This is a genomic window from Planomonospora algeriensis, assembly GCF_977012225.1.
The window spans coordinates 1-20,576 of the sequence record NZ_CDRNDK010000068.1 but is presented as its reverse complement, the minus strand read 5'-3'; the positions used below and the strand labels follow the sequence as shown (position 1 = coordinate 20,576).

Annotated in this window: 15 protein-coding genes; 12 read left to right on the top strand and 3 right to left on the bottom strand. The window is 69.2% G+C overall.

Going from position 1 to position 20,576, the window contains the following annotated elements:
* The first annotated feature begins 676 nt into the window (after positions 1-676).
* The 7 genes from ACWJ6R_RS10485 (at position 677) to ACWJ6R_RS10455 (ending at position 10,086) form a co-directional block, all read left to right on the top strand.
* Positions 677-1,366, top strand: a complete 690-nt coding sequence (locus ACWJ6R_RS10485; RefSeq protein WP_449062026.1) for a helix-turn-helix transcriptional regulator — start codon at positions 677-679, stop codon at positions 1,364-1,366.
* A 28-nt stretch (positions 1,367-1,394) separates the two neighbouring features.
* Positions 1,395-2,474 (top strand): inositol-3-phosphate synthase, encoded by a 1,080-nt coding sequence (locus tag ACWJ6R_RS10480; RefSeq protein ID WP_068900338.1) that lies wholly within the window; start codon positions 1,395-1,397, stop codon positions 2,472-2,474.
* Between the two features lie 653 nt (positions 2,475-3,127).
* Positions 3,128-3,853, top strand: coding sequence for a hypothetical protein (locus tag ACWJ6R_RS10475; protein ID WP_449062025.1), 726 nt, complete (start codon positions 3,128-3,130; stop codon positions 3,851-3,853).
* 238 nt (positions 3,854-4,091) lie between these two features.
* Positions 4,092-4,877 (top strand): hypothetical protein, encoded by a 786-nt coding sequence (locus tag ACWJ6R_RS10470; protein ID WP_449062024.1) that lies wholly within the window; start codon positions 4,092-4,094, stop codon positions 4,875-4,877.
* A 72-nt stretch (positions 4,878-4,949) separates the two neighbouring features.
* Positions 4,950-7,334: a glycoside hydrolase domain-containing protein gene (locus ACWJ6R_RS10465; RefSeq protein WP_449062023.1), complete on the top strand. Its 2,385-nt coding sequence runs from the start codon at positions 4,950-4,952 to the stop codon at positions 7,332-7,334.
* A gap of 348 nt (positions 7,335-7,682) precedes the next feature.
* A complete protein-coding gene (locus ACWJ6R_RS10460) occupies positions 7,683-8,387 on the top strand; it encodes a hypothetical protein (RefSeq protein WP_449062022.1) in 705 nt (234 codons plus the stop codon).
* Between the two features lie 187 nt (positions 8,388-8,574).
* Positions 8,575-10,086, top strand: coding sequence for an AAA family ATPase (locus ACWJ6R_RS10455; protein ID WP_449062021.1), 1,512 nt, complete (start codon positions 8,575-8,577; stop codon positions 10,084-10,086).
* 46 nt (positions 10,087-10,132) lie between these two features.
* On the opposite strand, the gene idi is transcribed toward ACWJ6R_RS10455, so the two are convergent.
* A complete protein-coding gene (gene idi / locus ACWJ6R_RS10450) occupies positions 10,133-10,738 on the bottom strand; it encodes an isopentenyl-diphosphate Delta-isomerase (RefSeq protein WP_449062020.1) in 606 nt (201 codons plus the stop codon).
* A 145-nt stretch (positions 10,739-10,883) separates the two neighbouring features.
* Here idi and ACWJ6R_RS10445 point away from each other — a divergent pair, with 145 nt between their 5' ends.
* Positions 10,884-12,185 carry an MFS transporter gene (locus ACWJ6R_RS10445; RefSeq protein WP_449062019.1) on the top strand — a complete coding sequence of 434 codons (1,302 nt, stop codon included), beginning with the start codon at positions 10,884-10,886 and terminating at the stop codon, positions 12,183-12,185.
* A 6-nt stretch (positions 12,186-12,191) separates the two neighbouring features.
* On the opposite strand, the gene ACWJ6R_RS10440 is transcribed toward ACWJ6R_RS10445, so the two are convergent.
* Entirely contained in the window at positions 12,192-13,439 is a 1,248-nt protein-coding gene (locus ACWJ6R_RS10440; protein WP_449062018.1) for an adenosylmethionine--8-amino-7-oxononanoate transaminase, read from the bottom strand.
* 116 nt (positions 13,440-13,555) lie between these two features.
* On the bottom strand, positions 13,556-14,956 hold the full coding sequence (locus tag ACWJ6R_RS10435) for a CCA tRNA nucleotidyltransferase (protein ID WP_449062017.1): 1,401 nt from the start codon (positions 14,954-14,956) through the stop codon (positions 13,556-13,558).
* A 160-nt stretch (positions 14,957-15,116) separates the two neighbouring features.
* On the opposite strand from ACWJ6R_RS10435, the gene ACWJ6R_RS10430 reads away from it, so the two are divergent.
* From ACWJ6R_RS10430 to ACWJ6R_RS10415, 4 genes are all read left to right on the top strand, one after another.
* Positions 15,117-15,638, top strand: a complete 522-nt coding sequence (locus tag ACWJ6R_RS10430) for an aminoacyl-tRNA deacylase (RefSeq protein ID WP_449062016.1) — start codon at positions 15,117-15,119, stop codon at positions 15,636-15,638.
* Positions 15,639-15,684: 46 nt separating this feature from the next.
* Positions 15,685-17,889 (top strand): DUF6049 family protein, encoded by a 2,205-nt coding sequence (locus ACWJ6R_RS10425; protein ID WP_449062015.1) that lies wholly within the window; start codon positions 15,685-15,687, stop codon positions 17,887-17,889.
* A 76-nt stretch (positions 17,890-17,965) separates the two neighbouring features.
* Positions 17,966-19,573 (top strand): murein biosynthesis integral membrane protein MurJ, encoded by a 1,608-nt coding sequence (gene murJ, locus ACWJ6R_RS10420; protein ID WP_449062014.1) that lies wholly within the window; start codon positions 17,966-17,968, stop codon positions 19,571-19,573.
* Positions 19,574-19,767: 194 nt separating this feature from the next.
* Positions 19,768-20,576, top strand: an 809-nt coding sequence (locus ACWJ6R_RS10415; RefSeq protein ID WP_449062013.1) for a protein kinase family protein, incomplete at its 3' end; no start/stop codon positions are given.

The following is a 20,576-nucleotide window of genomic DNA, read 5'->3' as shown; positions in this document are numbered from 1 at the left end:
GCGCCGTACCGGGGATCGGCTCCCCGGCCCTGCGCGGGTGCGGGCGCGCCGTACCTCGGGTCGGGGCCCTGCCCCCCCTGCCGGCCCTGCGGCGCGTACGGCTGCGACTGGGGCAGACCCCGGTTCGGGTCGCCGGTTTGGGACGGCGGACCCGGGGGGACGGTACGGGGAGCGGCGGCTCCCGGGTTCGAGCGACGGCGCCGCCCCTGACGAGCCGATCCGTCCGGGCGCTGCTGAGGCCCGCTCGGCTCCGGGTCATGGCTGCTGCTGTAACTCAACGCGTCCTCGTTCGGTCATCGGGGTCTACGACGGCGTGTAGGCGCGGGTGAGATTACCTCTTAGGCGGGGGGCATCTCAGCACCTTGGCTCACTAGTAGCCGACCTCTTCGGGGGGATCTCCGTTCCCCGGGACGAATACGCCCCCCGGGCGGCTCCAGGAACGACCGCGACCGGCCCCTCCTGCGCAGACGTGAAATTCCCCGTGCCCATCCGTGATCCGGAGCGCGCGGGAGCCTGAGCCCACCACCGCTCGCTGTGACCACATAACGGCCAGACTACGGCTTTTTTGCGTTTGCTCCCAACCTCTTGGGAAAGTCGCCCGTTGCCGAGTATGTCGAGCCGACGTATCCTTCCGATGTATCGGCTCGATACATCGGCGCGAGAGGTGGTGGTTCCAGTGGCCGGTTCACGAGGCGGCGTGCTGGAGCTCGCCGTGCTCGGGTCGCTGCACGAGACCCCGCTGCACGGCTACGAACTGCGCAAACGGCTCAACGCCCTGCTCGGCATGTTCCGCGCCTTCTCCTACGGCTCGCTCTACCCGTGCCTGCGCCAGCTGCTGACCGACGGGCTCATCGTCGAGGAGGAGCCCGCCCCCGAGAGCGCCGTCCCCCTCACCGGCCGCCGGTCGAAGATCGTCTACCGGCTGACCGCCGAGGGCAAGGAGCGGCTGCAGGAGCTGCTCACCCAGGCCGGTCCGTCCGCCTGGGAGGACGAGAGCTTCGGCATCCACTTCGCCTTCTTCCGGCACACCGAGGCCGAGGTGCGCCTGCGCATCCTGGAGGGGCGCCGCAGCCGCCTGGAGGAGAGGCTCGACGCCGTCCGCACGGCCCTGGCCCGCACGCGCGAGCGGCTGGACAGCTACACCCTGGAGCTCCAGCGCCACGGCCTGGAGTCGGTCGAGCGCGAGGTGCGGTGGCTCAACGAGCTGATCGAGACCGAGCGGCGCGGATCCGCGGCCGCCCCCGGCACGGACTCCGGGGGGTCCGCCGCGGGCAGGGAAGCGCGGCCGGCGCACGAAGACACGTCCCGGGCGCCCTCGCCCGGAACCGATGGTCCGGAGCGGCCCGCCGCTCCGGAGGACAACTGATCAAACAGGACTAAGGGGAGCGAGTGCCATGGGTTCGGTGCGCGTAGCCATTGTCGGTGTGGGCAACTGTGCCGCGTCGCTCGTGCAGGGCGTGCACTACTACAGGGATGCCGACCCGGGCACCCGGGTGCCGGGCCTGATGCATGTGAAGTTCGGCGACTACCACGTCGGCGACGTCGAGTTCGTCGCCGCGTTCGACGTCGACGCCAAGAAGGTCGGCCGCGACCTGTCCGAGGCGATCGTGGCCTCGGAGAACAACACCATCAAGATCTGCGACGTGCCGCCGACCGGCGTGACCGTGCAGCGCGGCCACACCTTCGACGGCCTGGGCGAGTACTACCGCGAGATGGTCGAGGAGTCCGACGACGCCCCGGTCGACGTCGTGCAGGCGCTCAAGGACGCCCGGGTGGACGTGCTGGTCTCCTACCTGCCGGTGGGCTCGGAGGAGGCGGACCGCTTCTACGCCCAGTGCGCCATCGACGCCAAGGTGGCCTTCGTCAACGCGCTGCCGGTCTTCATCGCCTCCGACCCCGAGTGGGCGCAGAAGTTCACCGACGCGGGCGTGCCGATCGTCGGCGACGACATCAAGTCGCAGGTCGGCGCGACCATCACCCACCGGGTCATGGCCAAGCTGTTCGAGGACCGCGGGGTGGAGCTGCTCCGCACCTACCAGCTGAACTTCGGCGGCAACATGGACTTCATGAACATGCTGGAGCGCAAGCGCCTGCAGTCCAAGAAGATCTCCAAGACCCAGTCGGTCACCTCGCAGATCCCGCACGAGATGGCCAAGGCCGACGTGCACATCGGCCCGTCGGACCACGTGCCGTGGCTGGACGACCGCAAGTGGGCCTACGTCCGCCTGGAGGGCAAGAGCTTCGGCGACACCCCGCTGAACCTGGAGTACAAGCTGGAGGTCTGGGACTCCCCCAACTCCGCCGGCGTCATCATCGACGCCGTCCGCGCCGCCAAGATCGCCCTCGACCGGGGCATCGCCGGACCGATCCTCTCGGCCTCCTCCTACTTCATGAAGTCCCCGCCGGAGCAGTACTCCGACGAGGAGGCCCACGAGTACGTCGAGAAGTTCATCCGCGGCGAGGTCGAGCGCTGATCCCCTCGCCCTGAGAGCCCTCCGCCCTTCCCGGGCGGAGGGCTTTCCCTTCTCCAGAAAATGATCTTTCTGGCTCCTGCCGACGTTCTTCGAAGCGGTGCAGGAGAAGTATGCGGATCGCGGCGTGGATGACGTTCCCCGACGTCGCGACCAGGCACCCGCCATCGCGCGACAGGCGTCGATGGCGGTCCGGCCTCAGGCGAAGATCCACCACCGGCCGCACCAACCGGGCGATCGTCCACAAGCGAGCCCGTCCGTTACCGATCAAGGAGCCTTTCCCAACCTGGCGGCGCCGCTCGCCATCGGTCCGGAAGATCCTGGCCGAGATGATGGGAAGCACTCAGCAAGACGGCGTCCAGGGGTGCGGCGCAGCGCATTGGATCGTGGTCGACCACCTCCCCGAGGAGACCCTCCCGTCTCGGCCCGGATTCCCGCACCCCCTGACCAGAACTGTCGCCTGGCCGACGCCTTTGTGTGCAAATGCGGACTCTCCGCATTTGCACACAAAGGCGTCGGCCAGAGTGGATGAAAAGCCTCAAGGTATGTGATCCTCACCACAGTCGATCATCGATATCTTGATTTATTTTAGTCCTCATGACACCGTTCATTTCGATTCATAAGAATCGATGTCATGATGGGAATAGGTTATGGCGATGATTACCAAGAAGGGAAGATGGCGGTTCACGCTTGTCGCCGGAGCGACCGGTGCCGCCCTTCTGAGCTCATCCGGCCCGGCTTTCGCATTCTCGCCCGAGGATCCGTACGTAGGGGCGAGGGAAACCCCTGCGTCTCAGGGTGAAATCCCGATCGACCAGCCTCCGGCGCCGGCTCCTCAGCCGATCCCGCTCGACGAGCTCCCCTTGAACGAAAAAGACAAGCGCCTGGTCAAGGAGACCAATGGCGCCAGCCTCAGCGCGGCCACCGGCGACGCCAAGGCGGATACCGCGGTGAGCCTGGCCGCGGCCACCACGTGGTGTGGAAACTGGCTCGCCGACCCGGCTAATGCCAGTAACGCGTCTGCGGTGTCCGGGACGGAGATGCGGTGGCCCCGTGCCGACTCGAGCAATCCTCAGGGCCTCCTTTTCTGGTGGTGGAGGGTGAACCAGGGAACCGCCAGCGGTGCCACGTTCGGCTGGTCCAAGGTCTACCACGAGGATGGTTACCAGATCCAGGGTGCCAGGATCACCACCGGCTGGTGGGACACTTCCGGCGACCCCCACTTCTGCGGATGGGGTTCGAGTCAGTATCGGTCACTTGACGATTGGGGTGACTGGGTCTACCGCTCCTACACAGCGGGGGTCAGAAAGACTGAAGCCTCCTACATTCGTGCTCACTTCTATCATGATGGATGGGATTACGGCACCAGGAAGAGCTGGTAATACCAGAATTCGGTGAAGGCGTCATGGCGCCGGCCCGACATCCGGCGCCACGACGCCCACACGGAGCATCTATTTCATGAATAATGTCAAAAAACGGGCATCGACCTACCCCCTGGTGCTCGCCGCTCTACTTCTCACTGGTTGTTCGGCACCCGCATCCAATACTTCACGTGATGGATCGGTAAATCTATTAAACGGTTACCCTGCTGTCACTTCGGAGAATGACTTCGCGTTGCCGATGGACGTCTACGATCTCGACAACGTTCGGCGTGCGCGTGTACAGGAAGCCCGTTTCAAGATCCTCGGCAGCTGTCTGAAGCGGTTCGGCTTCACGATGCCGGAACATGACACGACGCCCGTCCGATACTCCAGAAATGCTGCGTATCTGGGCTGGCTCGGCGCGAAAGAGGTCGCACGCTACGGCTACCTCGGGCCGGTAGGCCAGGACGTCGAGGAGTTCGCCGCTCTCGACGGACTCCGCATGTTCGAGATCCCAGCCGAGCAGGACGCCGCTCATACGGGGCTGGGCACCTCGAAGGTCAACGGCGTCAGGGTTCCCAGAGGAGGATGCGCGGGCGAGGCGGAGAGGGCTCTCAACGCTGGAGCGCTCGGCGCGGACGGAACCGGCCCTGCCAAGGAGAACGAATTCAAGAGGCTTTACTCCCTGATGGAGGACGCGGCCATCGAGGGCTTCAAAGACAGGCGAATCGCCGAAGTCGAAGTTCAGTGGAGCGACTGCATGAGGAAGAAGGGCTTCTCCTATGAGAAACCGTTCGACGCGCAGGGCGATCAGCGCTGGCAGTTGGGAGACACCGGCCGCGGTCGTCGTACCGTGAGCGAGCTGGAGATCAAGACGGCCGTCGCCGACGAGCAGTGCCGGTTGCAGGTGAATTACAGCGGTGTCAGGCGTGTCGCCTATACCGACGTCCAGAACAGGATCATCGCCAAGAACCGCGATGCACTTCAGAGGTTGAAAGAGCTGATGGAGAAGCGGTACACCAACGCCGTAAAGATCCTCGAATGATGTTCGATCCGTTCCGGCATGCCGACGTCCGCGGTAGCCGGACAGCTGACACGCCACCGGGAGGGCCGGCGCATGGATGCAAAAGTTCTTGAAGCCCAGAAGTGGGTGAACGCTACATACGGCCAGGTCTCGGGATACAAGAAATGCCCCGAGGACGGGGTCACCGGTTGGGCGACGATGTTCTCCCTCACTCGTGCACTACAGGTCGAGCTCGGCATAACAGCGCTGTCCGACAGCTTCGGGCCGACGACACTGTCCAAGCTCGCGGCCCTCGGTGGCATCGGTCCCTCGACGGCGAACAAGAACATCGTCAGGATTCTTCAGCACGGGCTCTTCTGCAAAGGCTACTGGGGCGGCGGCCAGTACGGCGTCTACGACGGGCAGACCGACCTTTCCCTTTTCAATCTGGCGAGGAACGCGGGCCTCACCCACACCGGCACGGTTCCGCCCAAGCTCTTCAAGGCCATCTTGACGATGGACGCGTACACCCTCGTGGCCGGCGGGAAGGAGAGCGTCCGTATCGTCCAGCAGTGGTTGAACTGGCGCTATATCGCCCGGGCCAACTTCTTCATCGTCCCCTGTGACGGGATCTTCTCCCGGGACGTGCAGAAGGCGCTCTACCTGGCGATCCAGTTCGAGCTGGGCATGAGTGACAGCCAGGCGACGGGCGTGTTCGGGCCCGGCACCCAGGCCGGCCTCAAGAACCACCCGCTGTCCAGCGGCGACACGGGGATCTGGGTGCGGATCTTCAGTGCGGCGGCCGTGTTCAACGGTGCGGTCGGATACCGGACGACACAGGGCGGCTGGTCGTACTCGGAAGCAGTGTTCACGGAGACCTTCGACAGCGACCTCAAAGGCTGGGTGAAGAGGTTCCAGAGGTTCACCGGCCTACCGGACGAAGGAGAAGTGGACTTCGCGACCTGGTGTCAGGCGCTGGTCTCCACTGGAGACCCTGACCGCCCCGGTACCGCGGCAGACTGCATCACCACCATCACCGACGCGCGCGCCAAGGCCCTTCACGATGCGGGCTACCGGGTGATCGGCCGCTATCTCGACGAGCGTCCCAGTAAGAACTATCTGAACAAGCGGATCCAGCCGGGTGAGCTGGAGGTCATCTTCCGGAACGATCTGAAGGTGTTCCCCATCTCCCAGTACTACGGCGGGGAGGTCAGCTACTTCACCTACGAGCAAGGCCATAAGGACGCCGTCGACGCGCACACCGCCGCGGTGGAGTACGGCTTCGACAGTGGAACGGTGATCTACTTCGCGGTCGACTACGACGCGACGCAGGCCGAGATCGAGTCGAACATCATCCCCTATTTCCGCGGTGTCGTCTCGGGCCTGGTCAGCAAGGGCAAGCGGTACGTGCACGGGGTCTACGGATCCAGGAACGTGTGCGCGCAGGTGACCAAGACGACCATGGCCCGATGGTCGTTCGTGTCGGGCATGTCCGTGGCGTTCTCCGGCAACATGGGCTATCCCCTCCCGGAGAACTGGTCGTTCAACCAGATTCAGACGCTGGCGGTCGGATCCGGTGACGGCCGGATCAATATCGACAAGAACATCCACGCTCCGGACAAGGATCCTGGGGTCTCGGCCGTCAACACCCCGAGCACGGAGATCGACGAGTTCGTCGCCTACATCAGGCGTCTTTACGAACTGGCGACGAAGTACACCGGCAGCGACAGGAATCCCAACCAGTTGGTGATGGAGTTCCTGAGACACAAAGAATATTCCGGTGCCGAGTGGGATTTCCTGATCGGAGGTTACGATCAGGTGTTCGTGGACTACATAAAGGCCGCCGGCGTGAAAATGATCAATGAGCTACGCGATCCGTTTTACGGTATAGATCTAAGCGTTCCTCACTTCGGTGCCAACTGCAACGGAGTGTATGTCGCACCCCCTCCGTCGGGCTTCGGGGTAGCCCGCAGCGATGTCAGCGGATGGGGTGGTGATCTGATGACCTTCTATGGTGAATGGCGTCGCGACAGCGCGCGCTACTCGTCGGGATACACCTACTGCACCGAGAGACTGGCCAAGATAGATGGCGACGGCAGCTTCAAACTCCGCGACCTGGTCGAGGACGCCGACAGTTACAACATCACGATGAGAGTCCTCAAAGGAAACGTCAATATCGCGGACGCCGTGGAGGATTACTACAAGGCAGGCGGATACAAATCTCGTTTCAAGCAGTTCTACGAAGGCCGGTTCGAAGGTAAAGATGTCATTCTCGGAAACGTCGCCGATCACCTTCTCGCCCGCGATGTCGAGGGGACCATCTCGGCCATCCGCATAGGACTGATCGAGTTGACCGGTGGCATCCCAACGGTGCCGCCGCACCTGCTGCCCGAGGAGAAATGGACAGAGTTCCTTCAGGGGTTCAAGGGGGTCTTTCTCTCCAGGCTGAACGAAGAGGGCGCGCGCATCCAGTCTCTGAAGAGCAGTGACGGGGAATGAGCCGTGAGCTCTCGTCGCTGGGGCGCGATGTCCTGTGTGGCGCTGCTCGTGGCGGGCGTCATCTACGCACACGGATTCTTGAGCGGAAAATTCTGGACGTTCCGGCCAATCAGCGAGCATTGCAGCATGAAACCTCTGGGCTCCCCGTCCGTTTCATGGAACTGGCTCCCACTCCGGCATATCTGTCACTGGGAGGACGGGACGGCGACGGACCTGGTGCCGATCTATATCAATCCCATTCTGGTGACGTCTCTGGTGGGGACCGTGGTCTGCATGGTCATGGCCTTTCGAGCACGGAGACGGAAATGATGATCTCCAACCGCCGCTTCTCCGAGCAAAGGGGTATCCGTGTCTGACTCCGCACACCGCCTGTCCCGCCGCCGTCTGCTGACGGTCGGGGCGGGAATCGTCGGCGCGGTGGCCCTCGGCCGTACCGTGGACACCCCCGCCGCCGCGGCGGTGCCGGAACCGGCGGACTGGCCGCACGATGTCAGCCAGAACGGCTGGCCCGTCGTCGGGGCGGCGGAGGCCCACCGCATCGAAGGCAGCAATACCGAGGTCCGGGTCCTGGAGGGGGACGTTGCCATCGTGTTGCTGCACGTCGCCCGGCGGTTCCACTACGAGATCGACGCCCTGCGCAGCGACGCTCCCGACGAGGTCACCGGACACGTCACCTCACGTGCCGTGGCGCAGCCGTACGAGAGCAACCACCTGTCGGGGACCGCGATCGCGATCCGACCGGGGGGCTATCCCGTCGGAGGGTCTGGCGGGTTCTTCCCGCATGAGACGACCGTCATCCGGGATGTTCTCGCGGAGTGCGAGGGCATCGTGCGCTGGGGCGGTGACGAGCCCACCCCGAAGGAGAGCCACTTCCAGATCGACGTGAAACCCGGCGACCGGCGCCTCCGCCTTCTGGCGGAGAAGATCTCGGGGTGGGACCGGACCCCCGGCGAAGGCGCCGGCTCCGTGGACCCGTTCACGAGCGAACGCCTCACCGCCGCCCGGGAACTGGCACGTAGGCAACGCCGCCATGCCCGAAAAGCTCCGGCGTAGTGTTCCGAGATCCCCTGAGAGCCGGTTCAAAGACGTCGCCGTCCGTGATCACTCGACCCGCCCGGCAGGAAGGACGCCGCTGGACTCTCCGACTTCACTCCATCCGTGCTCTGCTTCGCCCCGCTATCGATCTTTCTAGCTCCTAGTCTGGTTATATTAACCAGACTAGGAGCTAGGGGCTCGGATCATGGAGAAGCCGCCTGGAGTCTTCGCGCGGGACTTCGAGTGGAGCCTGCTGGACAGGTTCATGGGCCCGTACCCCGGTCTGCACCTCAGCGTCATGTACGGCAGGCGCCGCCAGGGCAAGAGCTTCGTGCTCTCCCACCTCTCCGAGGCATTCCAGGGCCTGTACCACATGGCCCTCCCCGACGACGACCGGCTGCTCGCCCTCGACCGGTTCAAGACGACGCTGGGGGAATGGGCGGGCTGGCCGGCGTCGAGGATCGAGTCCACCGTCTACCGGGACTGGGAGCCCGCGCTGGAGGAGTGCCTGGTGGAGCTGCGCACGCGGGCCCTCGCCACCGGCCGCCCCCAGCTCCTCGTCCTGGACGAGTACCCCTTCCTGCTGGCGGGCGCGCCCATGCTCTCGGGCGTCATCCAGAAGCTGTACGACCGGTCTGCTTTCCGCGAGCACCAGGACGAGACCGCGCCGGCCGTACGCCTCGTCCTCTGCGGCTCGACGTTCTCCGTGATGTACGACCTGCTCTCGGGCAGCCGCCCGCTGTTCGGCCGCTCCAGTTACAACATCCGGATGTTCCCGTTCGACTATCGGCTGACCGCGAAGTACTGGCGCGTCTCCGACCCCGAGGCCGCCCTCCACCTCTACGCCTTCATCGGGGGCACGCCCGGCTACCGGCGCGGCGTCGCGGGGCGGCAGCCGCTGTCCTCCCTCGCCGACGTGGAGCGGTGGGTGATGGACGAGGTCGTGACCCCGGACGGCACGCTCTACGACGAGCCCTCCTACGTGCTGCGGGAGGACCCCCGGATGGTCGACCGCTCCCTCTACCAGACCGTGCTCCAGCACATCGCCCAGGGCCACACCACCCCGACGAAGATCGGCGCCCGGATGGAGCGGCCCGCGACCGCGCTGGAACACCCCCTCCGCGTTCTGCTGGAGTCGCGCATCATCGCCAAGGAGGAGGACGTGCTCTACCAGCGCAAGATCTCCTACCACCTGAGCGACCCCCTGCTCCGCTTCCACCACCTGGTGGTGCAGCCGCGCATCCACGACGCCGAGCTGGGAAACGCCGAGGCGGTCTGGACCGCCGCACGGGACACGGTCCAGTCCAAGATCCTCGGACCGGCCTTCGAGGAGGTCTGCCGCCGCTGGACCCGTGTCTACGGCCTGGAACGGCTCGGCCTGGACGGCGGCGGCGAGGTCGGGGAGACGACGATCTCGTGCCCCGAGTGCCGGAAGAGCCACCAGATCGATGTGATCATGCTGGGCCCGGGAGAGCAGGCCCGGTCGAAGAGCCCGGCGGTGAGCGTGCTGGGCGAGGCGAAGTACACCGCGGAGCCCCGCGGCAGCGCCGACCTGCACCGGCTGGACCACCTCCGGGCGGTCCTCATCGCCAAGCGCGTTCCGGCGGAGGACGCCAAGCTGGTGATCTTCGCCAGGAACGGCTTCACCGCCGACCTGGAGGCCGAGGCCCGCCGCCGCGGCGACGTCGTCCTGGTGACGCTGGCCGACCTCTACTGACGGGACCCGGACCGCCGACCCCGCCGCACCCCGGGCCCGCCCGCACTCAGCGCGCGGCGGACGGGAGGGCGGCGGGGTCGGCGACGGGCCAGCGCAGGGGGTCGGCGCCGAGCGCGTCGAGGTGTGGCACCTGCTCCCGGCACCACGGGGAGATCGCCAGGCTGCCGTCGAGCACGCCCCGGGCGAACTCCTGCCACGGCGTCCACCGCACCTCGCCGACCTCGTCGGGGTTGGGCACGGCCCCGGTGTCGGCCGTGGTGTCGGCCGTGGTGTCGATGACGACCCGGTAGACCGGGCAGAGCTCGCGCTCGACGACGCCGTTGTCCATGACGGCCCGGTAGGAGAAGCGCGGCAGCAGCAGGTCCGCCGCGGCGACCGCGAGCCCGAGCTCGTAGTCCAGCCGCCGGACCACCGCGTCGTGCGCGGACTCGCCCGGCAGGGGGTGGCCGCAGCAGCTGTTGGTCCACACGTCCGGCCAGGTGAGCTTGTGCGACGCCCGCCGGGTGAGCAGCACCCTGCCCTCGGTGTCGAACACATAGCTGGAGAAGGCGAGGTGGAGGGGGGTGTCGGGGCCGTGCACCGCCGCCTTGGGGGCCGTGCCGACCGCGTTGCCCTCGATGTCGACGAGCACGACGTGTTCATCAGGTGTCACGGATCGAGAGTACGTGATCATGTCTGCTCATCACGCCCACTCGGCAACACAGGGCGAGAAGTCCATATATGTCACATGGTTGCCGTTCGGTGGTCTCAGGGACATCCCCGATCCTCCGCGCCCGTTCCGCACGTAGGCTGAGCCCGTGTCATTCGTATCCGATCTCCGCGTCGTCCTGGAAGGTCGGGACTTCCGGCGGCTGTACGGCACCCGCCTGGTCTCCCAGTTCTCCGACGGGATCTTCCAGTTCGCGGTGGCCGGATTCGCGTTCTTCAGCCCGGAGCAGAGCACCAGCGCCGTCCAGATCGCCGCGGGCCTGGCCGTGCTGCTCCTGCCGTACTCCGTGCTGGGCCCCTTCGTCGGCGTGTTCATCGACCGCTGGTCCCGGCAGCGGATCCTGGTCGTCGCGCCGCTGGTCCGGGGCGCGCTGCTGGTGGCCACCGCGGCGCTGCTGGCCGGCGGCGCCCCCGACGCCGTCTTCTACGCCGCCGCGCTCTGCGTGCTCGGGGTGAACCGGTTCTTCCTGGCCGCGCTCGGGGCCTCGCTCCCGCACGTCGTCCCGGCCGACCGGCTGATGGTGGCCAACGCGGTCACCCCCACCTCCGGCACCGTGCTGACCTTCGTCGGAGTGGGCACGGGCATCCTGCTCCGCAAGGTCCTCGGCAGCGACGACCAGGGCGTCGCCGTGCTCCTGCTCGTCTCCGGCCTGATCTTCGGGCTCAGCGCGCTGATCGCCCGGACCATGGACCGGGCGCTGCTCGGCCCGGCCTACGACCCGGACCGGCCGCAGGCCCGCGAGGCCGTGCGGCACGTCGTCAGCGGCCTCGTCGACGGCGCGCGGCACATCGCGGGCCACCGCGCCGCCGCCGCCGCGATGGGCGCGATGGCCACCCACCGCTTCATGTACGGCATGTGCACGGCGATGCTCGTCATGCTCTCGCGCTACTACTTCGCCGAGAGCGCCGAGGACGCCCTGGACGCGGTCACCGTCGTGGTCGCCACCTCCGGGGTCGGCTACTTCCTGGCCGTGCTGGTCACCCCGTGGGCCACCGAGCGCTTCGGGTTGCACCGCTGGGTCCCGGCCATGCTCGTCACCGCCGGGGTGCTCACGCTGGGGCTGTGCGCGACGTTCCAGCAGTGGGGGTTCGCCGCGGCCGGCTTCGTGCTGGGCATCGCCGGGCAGAGCGTCAAGATCTGCGCGGACACGGCCGTCCAGCGGGACGTCGACGACGCCTACCTCGGCCGGGCGTTCTCCATCTACGACATGCTCTTCAACGGCAGCTACGTGCTGGCCGCGGCCTGCGCGGCGGCGCTGCTCCCGGCTGATGGGAAGTCGTTGACCGTGCTGGTCCTCATCACCGCCGGATACGTCGGCGGCGCCGTGCTCTACCGGGTCGTCAGGCGTCCCGGCCGATATCCGCAGCCGCAGCCGTCATCGCGGCCGTGATCCCCGTCAGGCGTCCCGGCCGATATCCGCGACCGCGGCCGTCATCGCGGCCGTGATCCGCGCCAGGTCGTCGTCCCCCGTGGCGTACGGCGGCATCGTGTAGATCAGCCGGCCGAACGGCCGGAGCCAGACGCCGTGCCGCATGGCGGTGTCCTGGACGCGCCCGACGTCGACCGGCTCCCGCGTCTCGACCACGCCGATCGCGCCGAGCACCCGCACGTCCTTCACCCCGGGGGCGTGCGCCGCCCCGGCCAGGCCCGCCGTCAGCCCCCGCTCGATCCGGGCGACCTCCTCCCGCCAGGGGCGCTCGGCCAGCAGGCCGAGGGAGGCGTTCGCGACGGCCGCGGCCAGCGGGTTGCCCATGAAGGTCGGCCCGTGCATCAGCGTGCCGATGCCCGCCGCGACCCGCTCGGTGCACAGCGTCGCCGCCAGGGACAGGTAGCCGCCGGTCAGCGCCTTGCCCAGGCACATGATGTCGGGCCGGATCCCCGCGTGGTCGCAGCCGAACAGCTCGCCGGTCCGGCCGAAGCCGGTGGCGATCTCGTCGGCGATCAGCAGCAGGCCGTGCTCGTCGGCCAGCTCGCGGAGCCGGCGCAGATGGGCCGGGTGGTAGAAGTGCATGCCACCGGCGCCCTGGACGACCGGCTCGACGATGATCGCCGCCAGCTCGGAGGCGTGCCGCGCGACCGTCTCCGCCAGCTCGGCGAGGTAGGCCTCGTCGTGGTCGGCGGGAGGCCGGGGGGCGAACACGTGCTGCGGGAGCGCGCCGGAGAACAGGTGGTGCATGCCGTTCACCGGGTCGCAGACGGCCATCGCCCCGAAGGTGTCGCCGTGGTAGCCGCCCCTGACCGTCAGCAGGCGGTGCCGCCCGGTGAACTGGAAGGCCATCTTGATCGCGACCTCGACGGCGACCGAGCCGGAGTCGGCGAGGAAGACCTTCGGCAGCCCGGTCATCTCCGCCAGCGTGCGCGCCAGCCGTACGGCGGGCTCGTGGGTGAGACCGCCGAACATGACGTGCGCCATGTCGGCGAGCTGCGCGGTCAGCGCGCCGTCGAGGCGCGGGTGGCCGTAGCCGTGGATCGCCGCCCACCACGACGACATCCCGTCGACCAGCTCGCGCCCGTCGGCGAGCGTCAGCCGCACCCCGGAGGCCCGCACCACCTGGTGGACCGGCACCTGCGGGGGGACGGAGGCGTACGGGTGCCACACGTGCGCGCGGTCGAGCGCCGGCACGTCCACATCGATCGCGTCCACCGCGCCACCCTAACCCGGCCGCGACCCTCCGGCCGGGCAGCACGCCGCGGTCCGCGACCCGGCGGCTCCGATCCGGCTCGGCCGGGCGACACGCGTCGGCCTCGCCCGGACCCGGATCAGCCGGGCAGCACGCCGTTGGCCGCGGCCCACTCGCGCAGGGCCTCGGTCGCGGCCTCCTTGCCGACGACGCCCTCGTCCATGCGCATGTCCAGGAGGAACTTGTAGGCGCGCCCGACCACCGGGCCCGGCGGGACGCCGAGGATCTGCTGGATCTCGTTGCCGTCCAGCTCGGGACGGATCTTGCCGAGCTCCTCCTCCTCGGCGAGCCTGGCGATGCGCTCCTCGAGCTGGTCGTAGGTGCGCGACAGCGCCTGGGCCTTGCGCCGGTTGCGGGTGGTGCAGTCGGCCCGGGTCAGCTTGTGCAGCCGCTCCAGCAGGTGCCCGGCGTCCCGGACGTAGCGGCGGACCGCCGAGTCGGTCCACTCGCCCGTGCCGTAGCCGTGGAAGCGCAGGTGGAGCTCGACCAGGCGGGCGACGTCGGCCACCACGTCCTTGGGGAACTTCAGCTCCGTCAGGCGCTTCTTGGCCAGCTGGGCGCCCACCACCTCGTGGTGGTGGAAGGAGACCCGGCCCCCGGGCTCGTGCCGGCGCGTCTTGGGCTTGCCCACGTCGTGCAGGAGCGCGGCCCAGCGCAGCGTGCGGTCGGGGCCGCCCTCCTCCAGGTCGATCGCCTGCTCCAGCACGATCAGCGTGTGCTCGTAGACGTCCTTGTGCCGGTGGTGCTCGTCGATCTCCAGGCGGAGCCTGGGCAGCTCGGGCAGGACGTACGCGGCCAGGCCCGACTCGACCAGGATGCGCAGGCCCTCGCGCGGGTGGTCGCCGCAGATCAGCTTGTCCAGCTCGTCGCGGATGCGCTCGGCGGAGACGATCTCGATCCGTCCGGCCATCGCGGTCATCGCGTCCAGCGCCGCCCGGTCCACGGCGAATCCGAGCTGGCTGGCGAACCGGGCGGCGCGCAGCATCCGCAGCGGGTCGTCGTCGAAGGACCGCTCCGCCGGGCCGGGGGTGCGCAGGACCCTGGCGTGCAGGTCGTCCAGGCCGCCGTGCGGGTCCTCGAACTCCCGGCCGGGCAGCCGCAGCGCCATCGCGTTGACCGCGAAGTCGCGCCGGGCCAGGTCGCCCTCCAGCGTGTCGCCGTAGACCACCTCGGGCTTGCGCGACTTCGGGTCGTACGACTCGCTGCGGTAGGTGGTGATCTCCAGCAGCCAGTTGCCCTTGCGCGCGCCGACCGTGCCGAAGTCGATGCCGATCGTCCAGATCGAGTCGGCCCAGTCGCGGATGAGCTCCAGGACCGTCTCGGGCCGCGCGTCCGTCGTCAGGTCGAGGTCGTTGCCGATCCGGCCGAGGAAGACGTCGCGGACCGAGCCGCCCACCAGGGCGATCTCGTATCCCCGCGCGGCGAACAGCTCGCCGAGCTCGTCGGCGACCGGCGCAATCTTGCGGAACAGCTCGCTCATGCCGTGCCGCTGGCTCTCAGACAGATTTGAAAGGGACAAACCGGGTAGGTCCTTCGGTCAGGGAACACGTTCCCCACTGGGGAGACGCCGTACAGCGATCACCAGGCTACGTTCAGCCGCGGTCCGGGCGGAGCCGAGCGCCGAGGCAAGGAGGACCTGTATGAAGGACGCCCTCGCGATCCACCGCTGGCTCCTCGCACTCCAGATCCATCATGAGATCGTACGCCTTCCCCGCGTGTTGACGAGTGCCGACGAGCTGCCCGAGGTCCTGTCCGCGACTCCCGCCACCTGCGTGGGCGTCTCCGTGTTCGAGGTCACCACCCGGATCGGTCCCGAGGTCGTCGCGACCGTCGCCCCCGTCGGCGCCCCGCCCCGGCCCGGCACCGTGGGCGGCGTCCTGGACGTGCGCCGGGTCCGCCCGGCCTCCGCCTTCACCGTGAACTCCGCCACCGACTACGCCGCCGGGCTGGTCTGCCCGCTGCTGCTCCCCGACGGCCTGACCGTGCTGGTGGACGAGCGGCTCACCAGGATCGACGGCCCCGTCCACACCCCCACGGGCGAACGGCACACGGCGCTCCGGATCGACGCCGGCGACCTGCTCTCCCTCGTCCCCGGGAAGATCATCGACTTGTCCGTTCCCCGGCCCCGAGGAGAGCCGATGACCGCCCGGCTCGTCGGATAGGCCATAGCATTGCGGGCGTGCGCCGTATTTCACCCTTGGCCGGCACGTGATCCGCAAGCACGTGCCGCTCGTCGTCCTGCTCGCCACGCTGCTCTCCCTCGCGGCCGTGGCCACTGGCGGCACGGCGACCGCAGGAACGGCGGCGGCCCGCCAGACCCTCCAGCTCGTGATCGGGTCGATCACCCCCGAGCTGCCGAAGGAGCCCACCACCGAGATCAGGGTCTCCGGCACGCTGGCCAACACCGGCACCGAGGCCCGGACCGGCCTGCGCTACCGGTTGCGCTACTCGGCCCAGCCCTTCGCCCGGCGGGCCGACATGGCCGCCTACCTGGGCGGCCAGGCGCACGTCCAGCCGGGCGGCCTGCGTGACGAGAGCTGGCTCCAGCAGCCGCTGGCGGCCTCGGCCAGGCTGTCGTGGGAGTTCGTCTTCACCCCGCAGCAACTGGGCCTGTACCGGTTCGGCGCCTACCCGCTGACGGTCGAGGTGGTCGACGCCGCCGGCGTGCCGGTCGCCGCGCAGCGCACCTTCCTGACCTACCTGCCGAAGGGGACCGAGACCCCGGGGACCCCGCGGGCCACGCGCACCCGCCTCGCCGTGGTCCTGCCGGTCATCGACCAGCCGCACCGGGCCGACGACGGCACCTTCCTCGGCGAGGGCCTGACCGCCGGCCTGGCGGAGGGCAAGCGCCTCGACGACCTGCTGAAGACCGCCGAGGGCGTCTCCTCGGCCAAGGGGGTCACCTGGGTGGTCGACCCCTCCCTCCTCGACGACGTGCGGGCACTGGGCAAGCCGCACCGGGTGAAGGCCGGCGCCGGGACCGGTGCCGCGACGGTGAGCCGTCCCGCCGACGCCGCGGCGACCCGGTGGCTCGGCGCCCTCCGCACGGCCCTGGCCGGCTCACCGGTCGTGGCCACCCCTTACGCCGATCCGGACGTGGCCGCCCTGGCCCACAACGGCCTCGACGGCACCACCCGCAAGGGCGTCGCGGCGGCCGCGCGGACCGGCAGGGAGATCCTCGGGCGCGACGTCGTCACCGCCGTCAACTGGCCGGTCGGCGGGGTGATCGACCACGACGGCCTGGACGTCCTGGCCGTCGCCGGGGTCCGCAGCGTGCTGCTGAGCGAGGCCAACCTGCCGCCCGCCGCCCCGGCCGCCACGGTCCCGGGCGCCGTCGCCCAGCCCTCCGCGACCACCCCGAACGCCGTCGCCACCCTGCAGAGCGTGAGCGGCCCGGTCCAGGCGCTGGTGGCCGACCCGGTGCTGAGCGACATCCTCGGCGCGACGGCCTCCACCCCTGACTGGGCCCTGCTGAACCGCCGGCGCTTCATCGCCGAGACCGCGGTGATGAGCGCGGAGCCCGTCACCGGCCGCAGGACCGTGGTGGCCGCCCCGCCGCGCCGCTGGTCGCCCGACCCGGCCTACGTCGCCGGCCTGGTCGAGACGGCCGGGTCCCTGCCGTGGCTCTCCCCCGCCACGCTCGACGCGGTCAAGCCCGGCAAGGTCGTCACCCCGCGCGCCGGCCTCACCTACACCGATCAGGACCGGGGCAGGGAACTCGGCAAGAAGTACCTGACGGGCGTCCGGCGGGTGGGCGAGCGTGCGGGCCTGGTCACCTCCGTCACCCCGGACACCCCCGAGGCCGACGACTCCGGCGTGTTCGACCTGGCACTGCTCCGGCTCGCCTCCTCCGCCTGGCGGGACAGGACCCAGGCCGCGGAGCCGTACGTCGAGCAGCTGCGGAGCACCGTCGACGGCCGGATCGACCAGGTGCGGATCGTCGGCGGTGAGCAGGCGGAGCAGATCCGCACCTTGGCCGGGGAGGACGGCGAGGTGCCGATCAGCGTCCGCAACGAGCGCAAGGGGAGCGGCAGCACGGTCGCGGTCCGGGTCAGGGTCACCTCGCAGAAGCCCGGCCGGCTCAGGATCGAGCAGTACGAGGACCGGATGGTCATCTCCGGCGGCCAGACCCAGACCGTGCGGATCCCGATGACCGTCACGGGGGCCTCCGGCGGGCAGACCTCGGTGACGGTCCAGCTCACCACCGACGACGGCCGCGCGTACGGCCAGCGCGTCAAGCTCACCGTGCGCAGCACCGGCTACACCGGGATCGCGCTGGTGATCGCGGGGGCGGCCCTGCTGGTCATGCTGGCCGCCGTGGGCCTGCGCGTCCTGCGCCGCCGGGGGGCCCGCCGGACTGCGGCCGCCGCCCCGGCCCAGCGGGCGAGCGTGCCGGCCGGCACCGAGTCCTGAAGCCCGGGTCCTCGCTGGCGAGGACCCGGGCCCCACACCCCCGACCGGCAGGCGTTCACCAAGCGGAGGAAGAAGCATGAGCAGGGTCCTGCGTGCGAGCGCGATCATGGCCGCGGGCACGATGGTCTCCCGGGTCACGGGCTTCGTCAAAGCCGCGGTGCTCGTAGCCGCGCTCGGCAGCGCGCACATGGGCGACGCCTACACCGTCGCCAACGCGATCCCGTTCATCCTGTTCGACTTCCTCATCGGCGGGATCCTGAGCAGCGTCGTGGTCCCGTCGATCGTGCGGCGGCAGAAGAGCGACCCCGACGGCGGCCGCTCCTACGAGCAGCGGCTGCTGACGATCGGCACGGTCGCGCTGGTCCTGCTCACCGCCGCGGCGGTGCTGCTCGCCCGGCCGCTGATCGGCCTGTACACCGATGACGACTGGAGCGCCCGGCAGACCGAGGTCGCGGTCATGCTGGCGCGGTACGTCCTGCCGCAGATCGCCTTCGTCGGCGTCGGGGCGCTCGCCGGGGCGATCCTCAACACCCGCGACCGCTTCGCCGCCCCGATGTGGGCTCCGGTGCTCAACAACGTCGTGATGATCGGTGTCCTGGTCCTCTACCTGGTCAAGGCCGGCGACTCCGGCGACGAGGTCGGAGCGGTCAGCGACGCCGACCTCGCCCTGCTCGGGCTCGGCACCACCGCCGGGATCGTGGCCCAGTGCCTGGTGCTGATGGTCTCGCTGCACCGGGCCGGCTTCCGCTTCCGGCCCCGGTTCGGCCTGCGCGGCGCAGGTCTGGGAGAGATGGGCCGGACCGCCACCTGGGGCCTCGTCTACGTGTGCATCACCCAGGTCGGTTTCTGGGTCACCACCAAGATCGCCTCCGGTGCGGGCGGGCAGGTGGAGGGCGCGGGCAACACCGCCTACGCCCAGGCGTTCCAGCTCTTCCAGCTCCCCTACGGGATCATCGCGGTCTCGGTGATCACCGCCATGCTGCCCCGGATGAGCCGGTCGGCCGCCGAGGGCGACCTCGCCACGGTCCGCGACGAGTTCGCCTCCGGTGTGCGGCTGGTCGCGGTCCTGCTGGTCCCGGCCGGGCTGCTGCTGATGGTGCTGGGACCGGCGGTCACCGTGCTGATCTACTCCTGGGGCAACAACACCCTGGAAAACGCCGTCTACATCGGCAACGTACTCCAGGTCTTCGGCCTGGCGCTGGTGCCGTTCTCGCTCTTCCAGCTCCTGCTGCGGGTCTTCTACGCCTTCGGCGACACCCGCACGCCGGTCTTCATCGGGGCGGGCAACACCGCGGTGAGCATCGGCCTCAGCCTGCTGTCCGCCGCCGTCCTGCCGCCGCGCTACGTCGTGATGGGACTGGCGTGCGCGCTCACCGCCGCCTACGCGACGGGCACCGTGGTCGCCTGGATGCTCGCCTCGCGCCGCACCCGGGGGCTGAACGGGCGCGTGGTGGCCTCCGGGCTGTCCCGTATGTACACCGCCGCCCTTCCGGGTACGCTGGCGGCTCTCGGTGTGCTCTGGCTCACCCGTGAGCTGGCCGACCTGACCCCGCTCAGCTCGGCCGTCATGCTCGCGGTGGGCGGCGGGGCCGGCATGGCGCTCTACCTGGTCGTCGCGCACCGCATGCGCATCCCCGAGGTGAGTTCGATCGTTGGAATGGTCGCAGGACGAGGACGCCGGTGAATCCGATGTTTTCCCCGCCCGTCCGGTAGGGAGAACACGGGTGGAACGGTGCGGCACTACCATGGTGCGACGCGTGTGACGACGCGCGGTGAGTGGAAGCAGGAGGGCGTGGGCGGATCCACCCGGCATCGTGTGATGAGGCCTGACGTGCCCGCAGGGCGCGACGCTGACGCGTTCCCAGTTTCGGAGAGTTCATGAGCACCTCCTCGGCGATCGAGCCCGGCACGAAGCTGGCCGAACGGTTCCGGCTCGAAGACCGCGTCCACGAGTCCAACGGGGCCACGCTCTGGAAGGCGATCGACGAGGTGCTCGCCCGGCCCGTCGCCGTCCACACCTTCGATCCCGACTTCCCGCGCCTCAACGAGGTGGTCTCGGCCGCCCGTACGGCCAGCCGCCTCACCGACCCGCGGCTGACCCAGGTCTTCGACGCCACCGAGGACGACGGCTGCTCCTACGTCGTCAGCGAGTGGGTGACCGGGGACAACCTGGCCGACCTGGTCGCCGCCGGGCCGATGGAGCCCGAGCGTGCCGCCGCGCTGGTCGCGGAGGTCGCCGAGGCGCTGGCCCACGCCCACGAGGCCGGCGTCCCCCACCTCTGCCTGACCCCCGAGCACCTGGTGTGGACGGCGGGCGGCACGGTCAAGCTGCTCGGCCTCGGGGTCGACGCGGTCCTCGCCGACGTGGTGCACGACAACATGCGGGTCGAGGACGCCGCCCGCGGCGACGCCGAGGGCCTCGGCCGCCTGCTGTACGCCGGGCTGACCGGCCACTGGCCGGGCGAGGACACCCCGGGCGGGCTGCCCGTCGCGCCGACGGACAACGGGCACTACTGCACGCCGCGCCAGGTCACCGCCGGAGTCCCGGGCTACCTCGACACCATCGTCTGCCGGGCGCTGCTGCCGGAGAGCAAGCGCGGCCAGCCCCCGCTGACGAGCCCCGCGGAGGTCGCCGAGGCGCTCAGCTCGGTGCCCCGCCCCCGCCCCCATGCCCCATGCCCCGCGCC

Coding starts and splice junctions, on each gene's coding strand:
- ACWJ6R_RS10480 (WP_068900338.1), top strand. CDS start 1,395: ATGGGTTCGGTGCGCGTAGCCATTGTCGGTGTGGGCAACTGTGCCGCG.
- ACWJ6R_RS10475 (WP_449062025.1), top strand. CDS start 3,128: ATGATTACCAAGAAGGGAAGATGGCGGTTCACGCTTGTCGCCGGAGCG.
- ACWJ6R_RS10470 (WP_449062024.1), top strand. CDS start 4,092: ATGGACGTCTACGATCTCGACAACGTTCGGCGTGCGCGTGTACAGGAA.
- ACWJ6R_RS10465 (WP_449062023.1), top strand. CDS start 4,950: ATGGATGCAAAAGTTCTTGAAGCCCAGAAGTGGGTGAACGCTACATAC.
- ACWJ6R_RS10455 (WP_449062021.1), top strand. CDS start 8,575: ATGGAGAAGCCGCCTGGAGTCTTCGCGCGGGACTTCGAGTGGAGCCTG.
- ACWJ6R_RS10435 (WP_449062017.1), bottom strand. CDS start 14,956: ATGAGCGAGCTGTTCCGCAAGATTGCGCCGGTCGCCGACGAGCTCGGC.
- ACWJ6R_RS10430 (WP_449062016.1), top strand. CDS start 15,117: ATGAAGGACGCCCTCGCGATCCACCGCTGGCTCCTCGCACTCCAGATC.
- murJ (WP_449062014.1), top strand. CDS start 17,966: ATGAGCAGGGTCCTGCGTGCGAGCGCGATCATGGCCGCGGGCACGATG.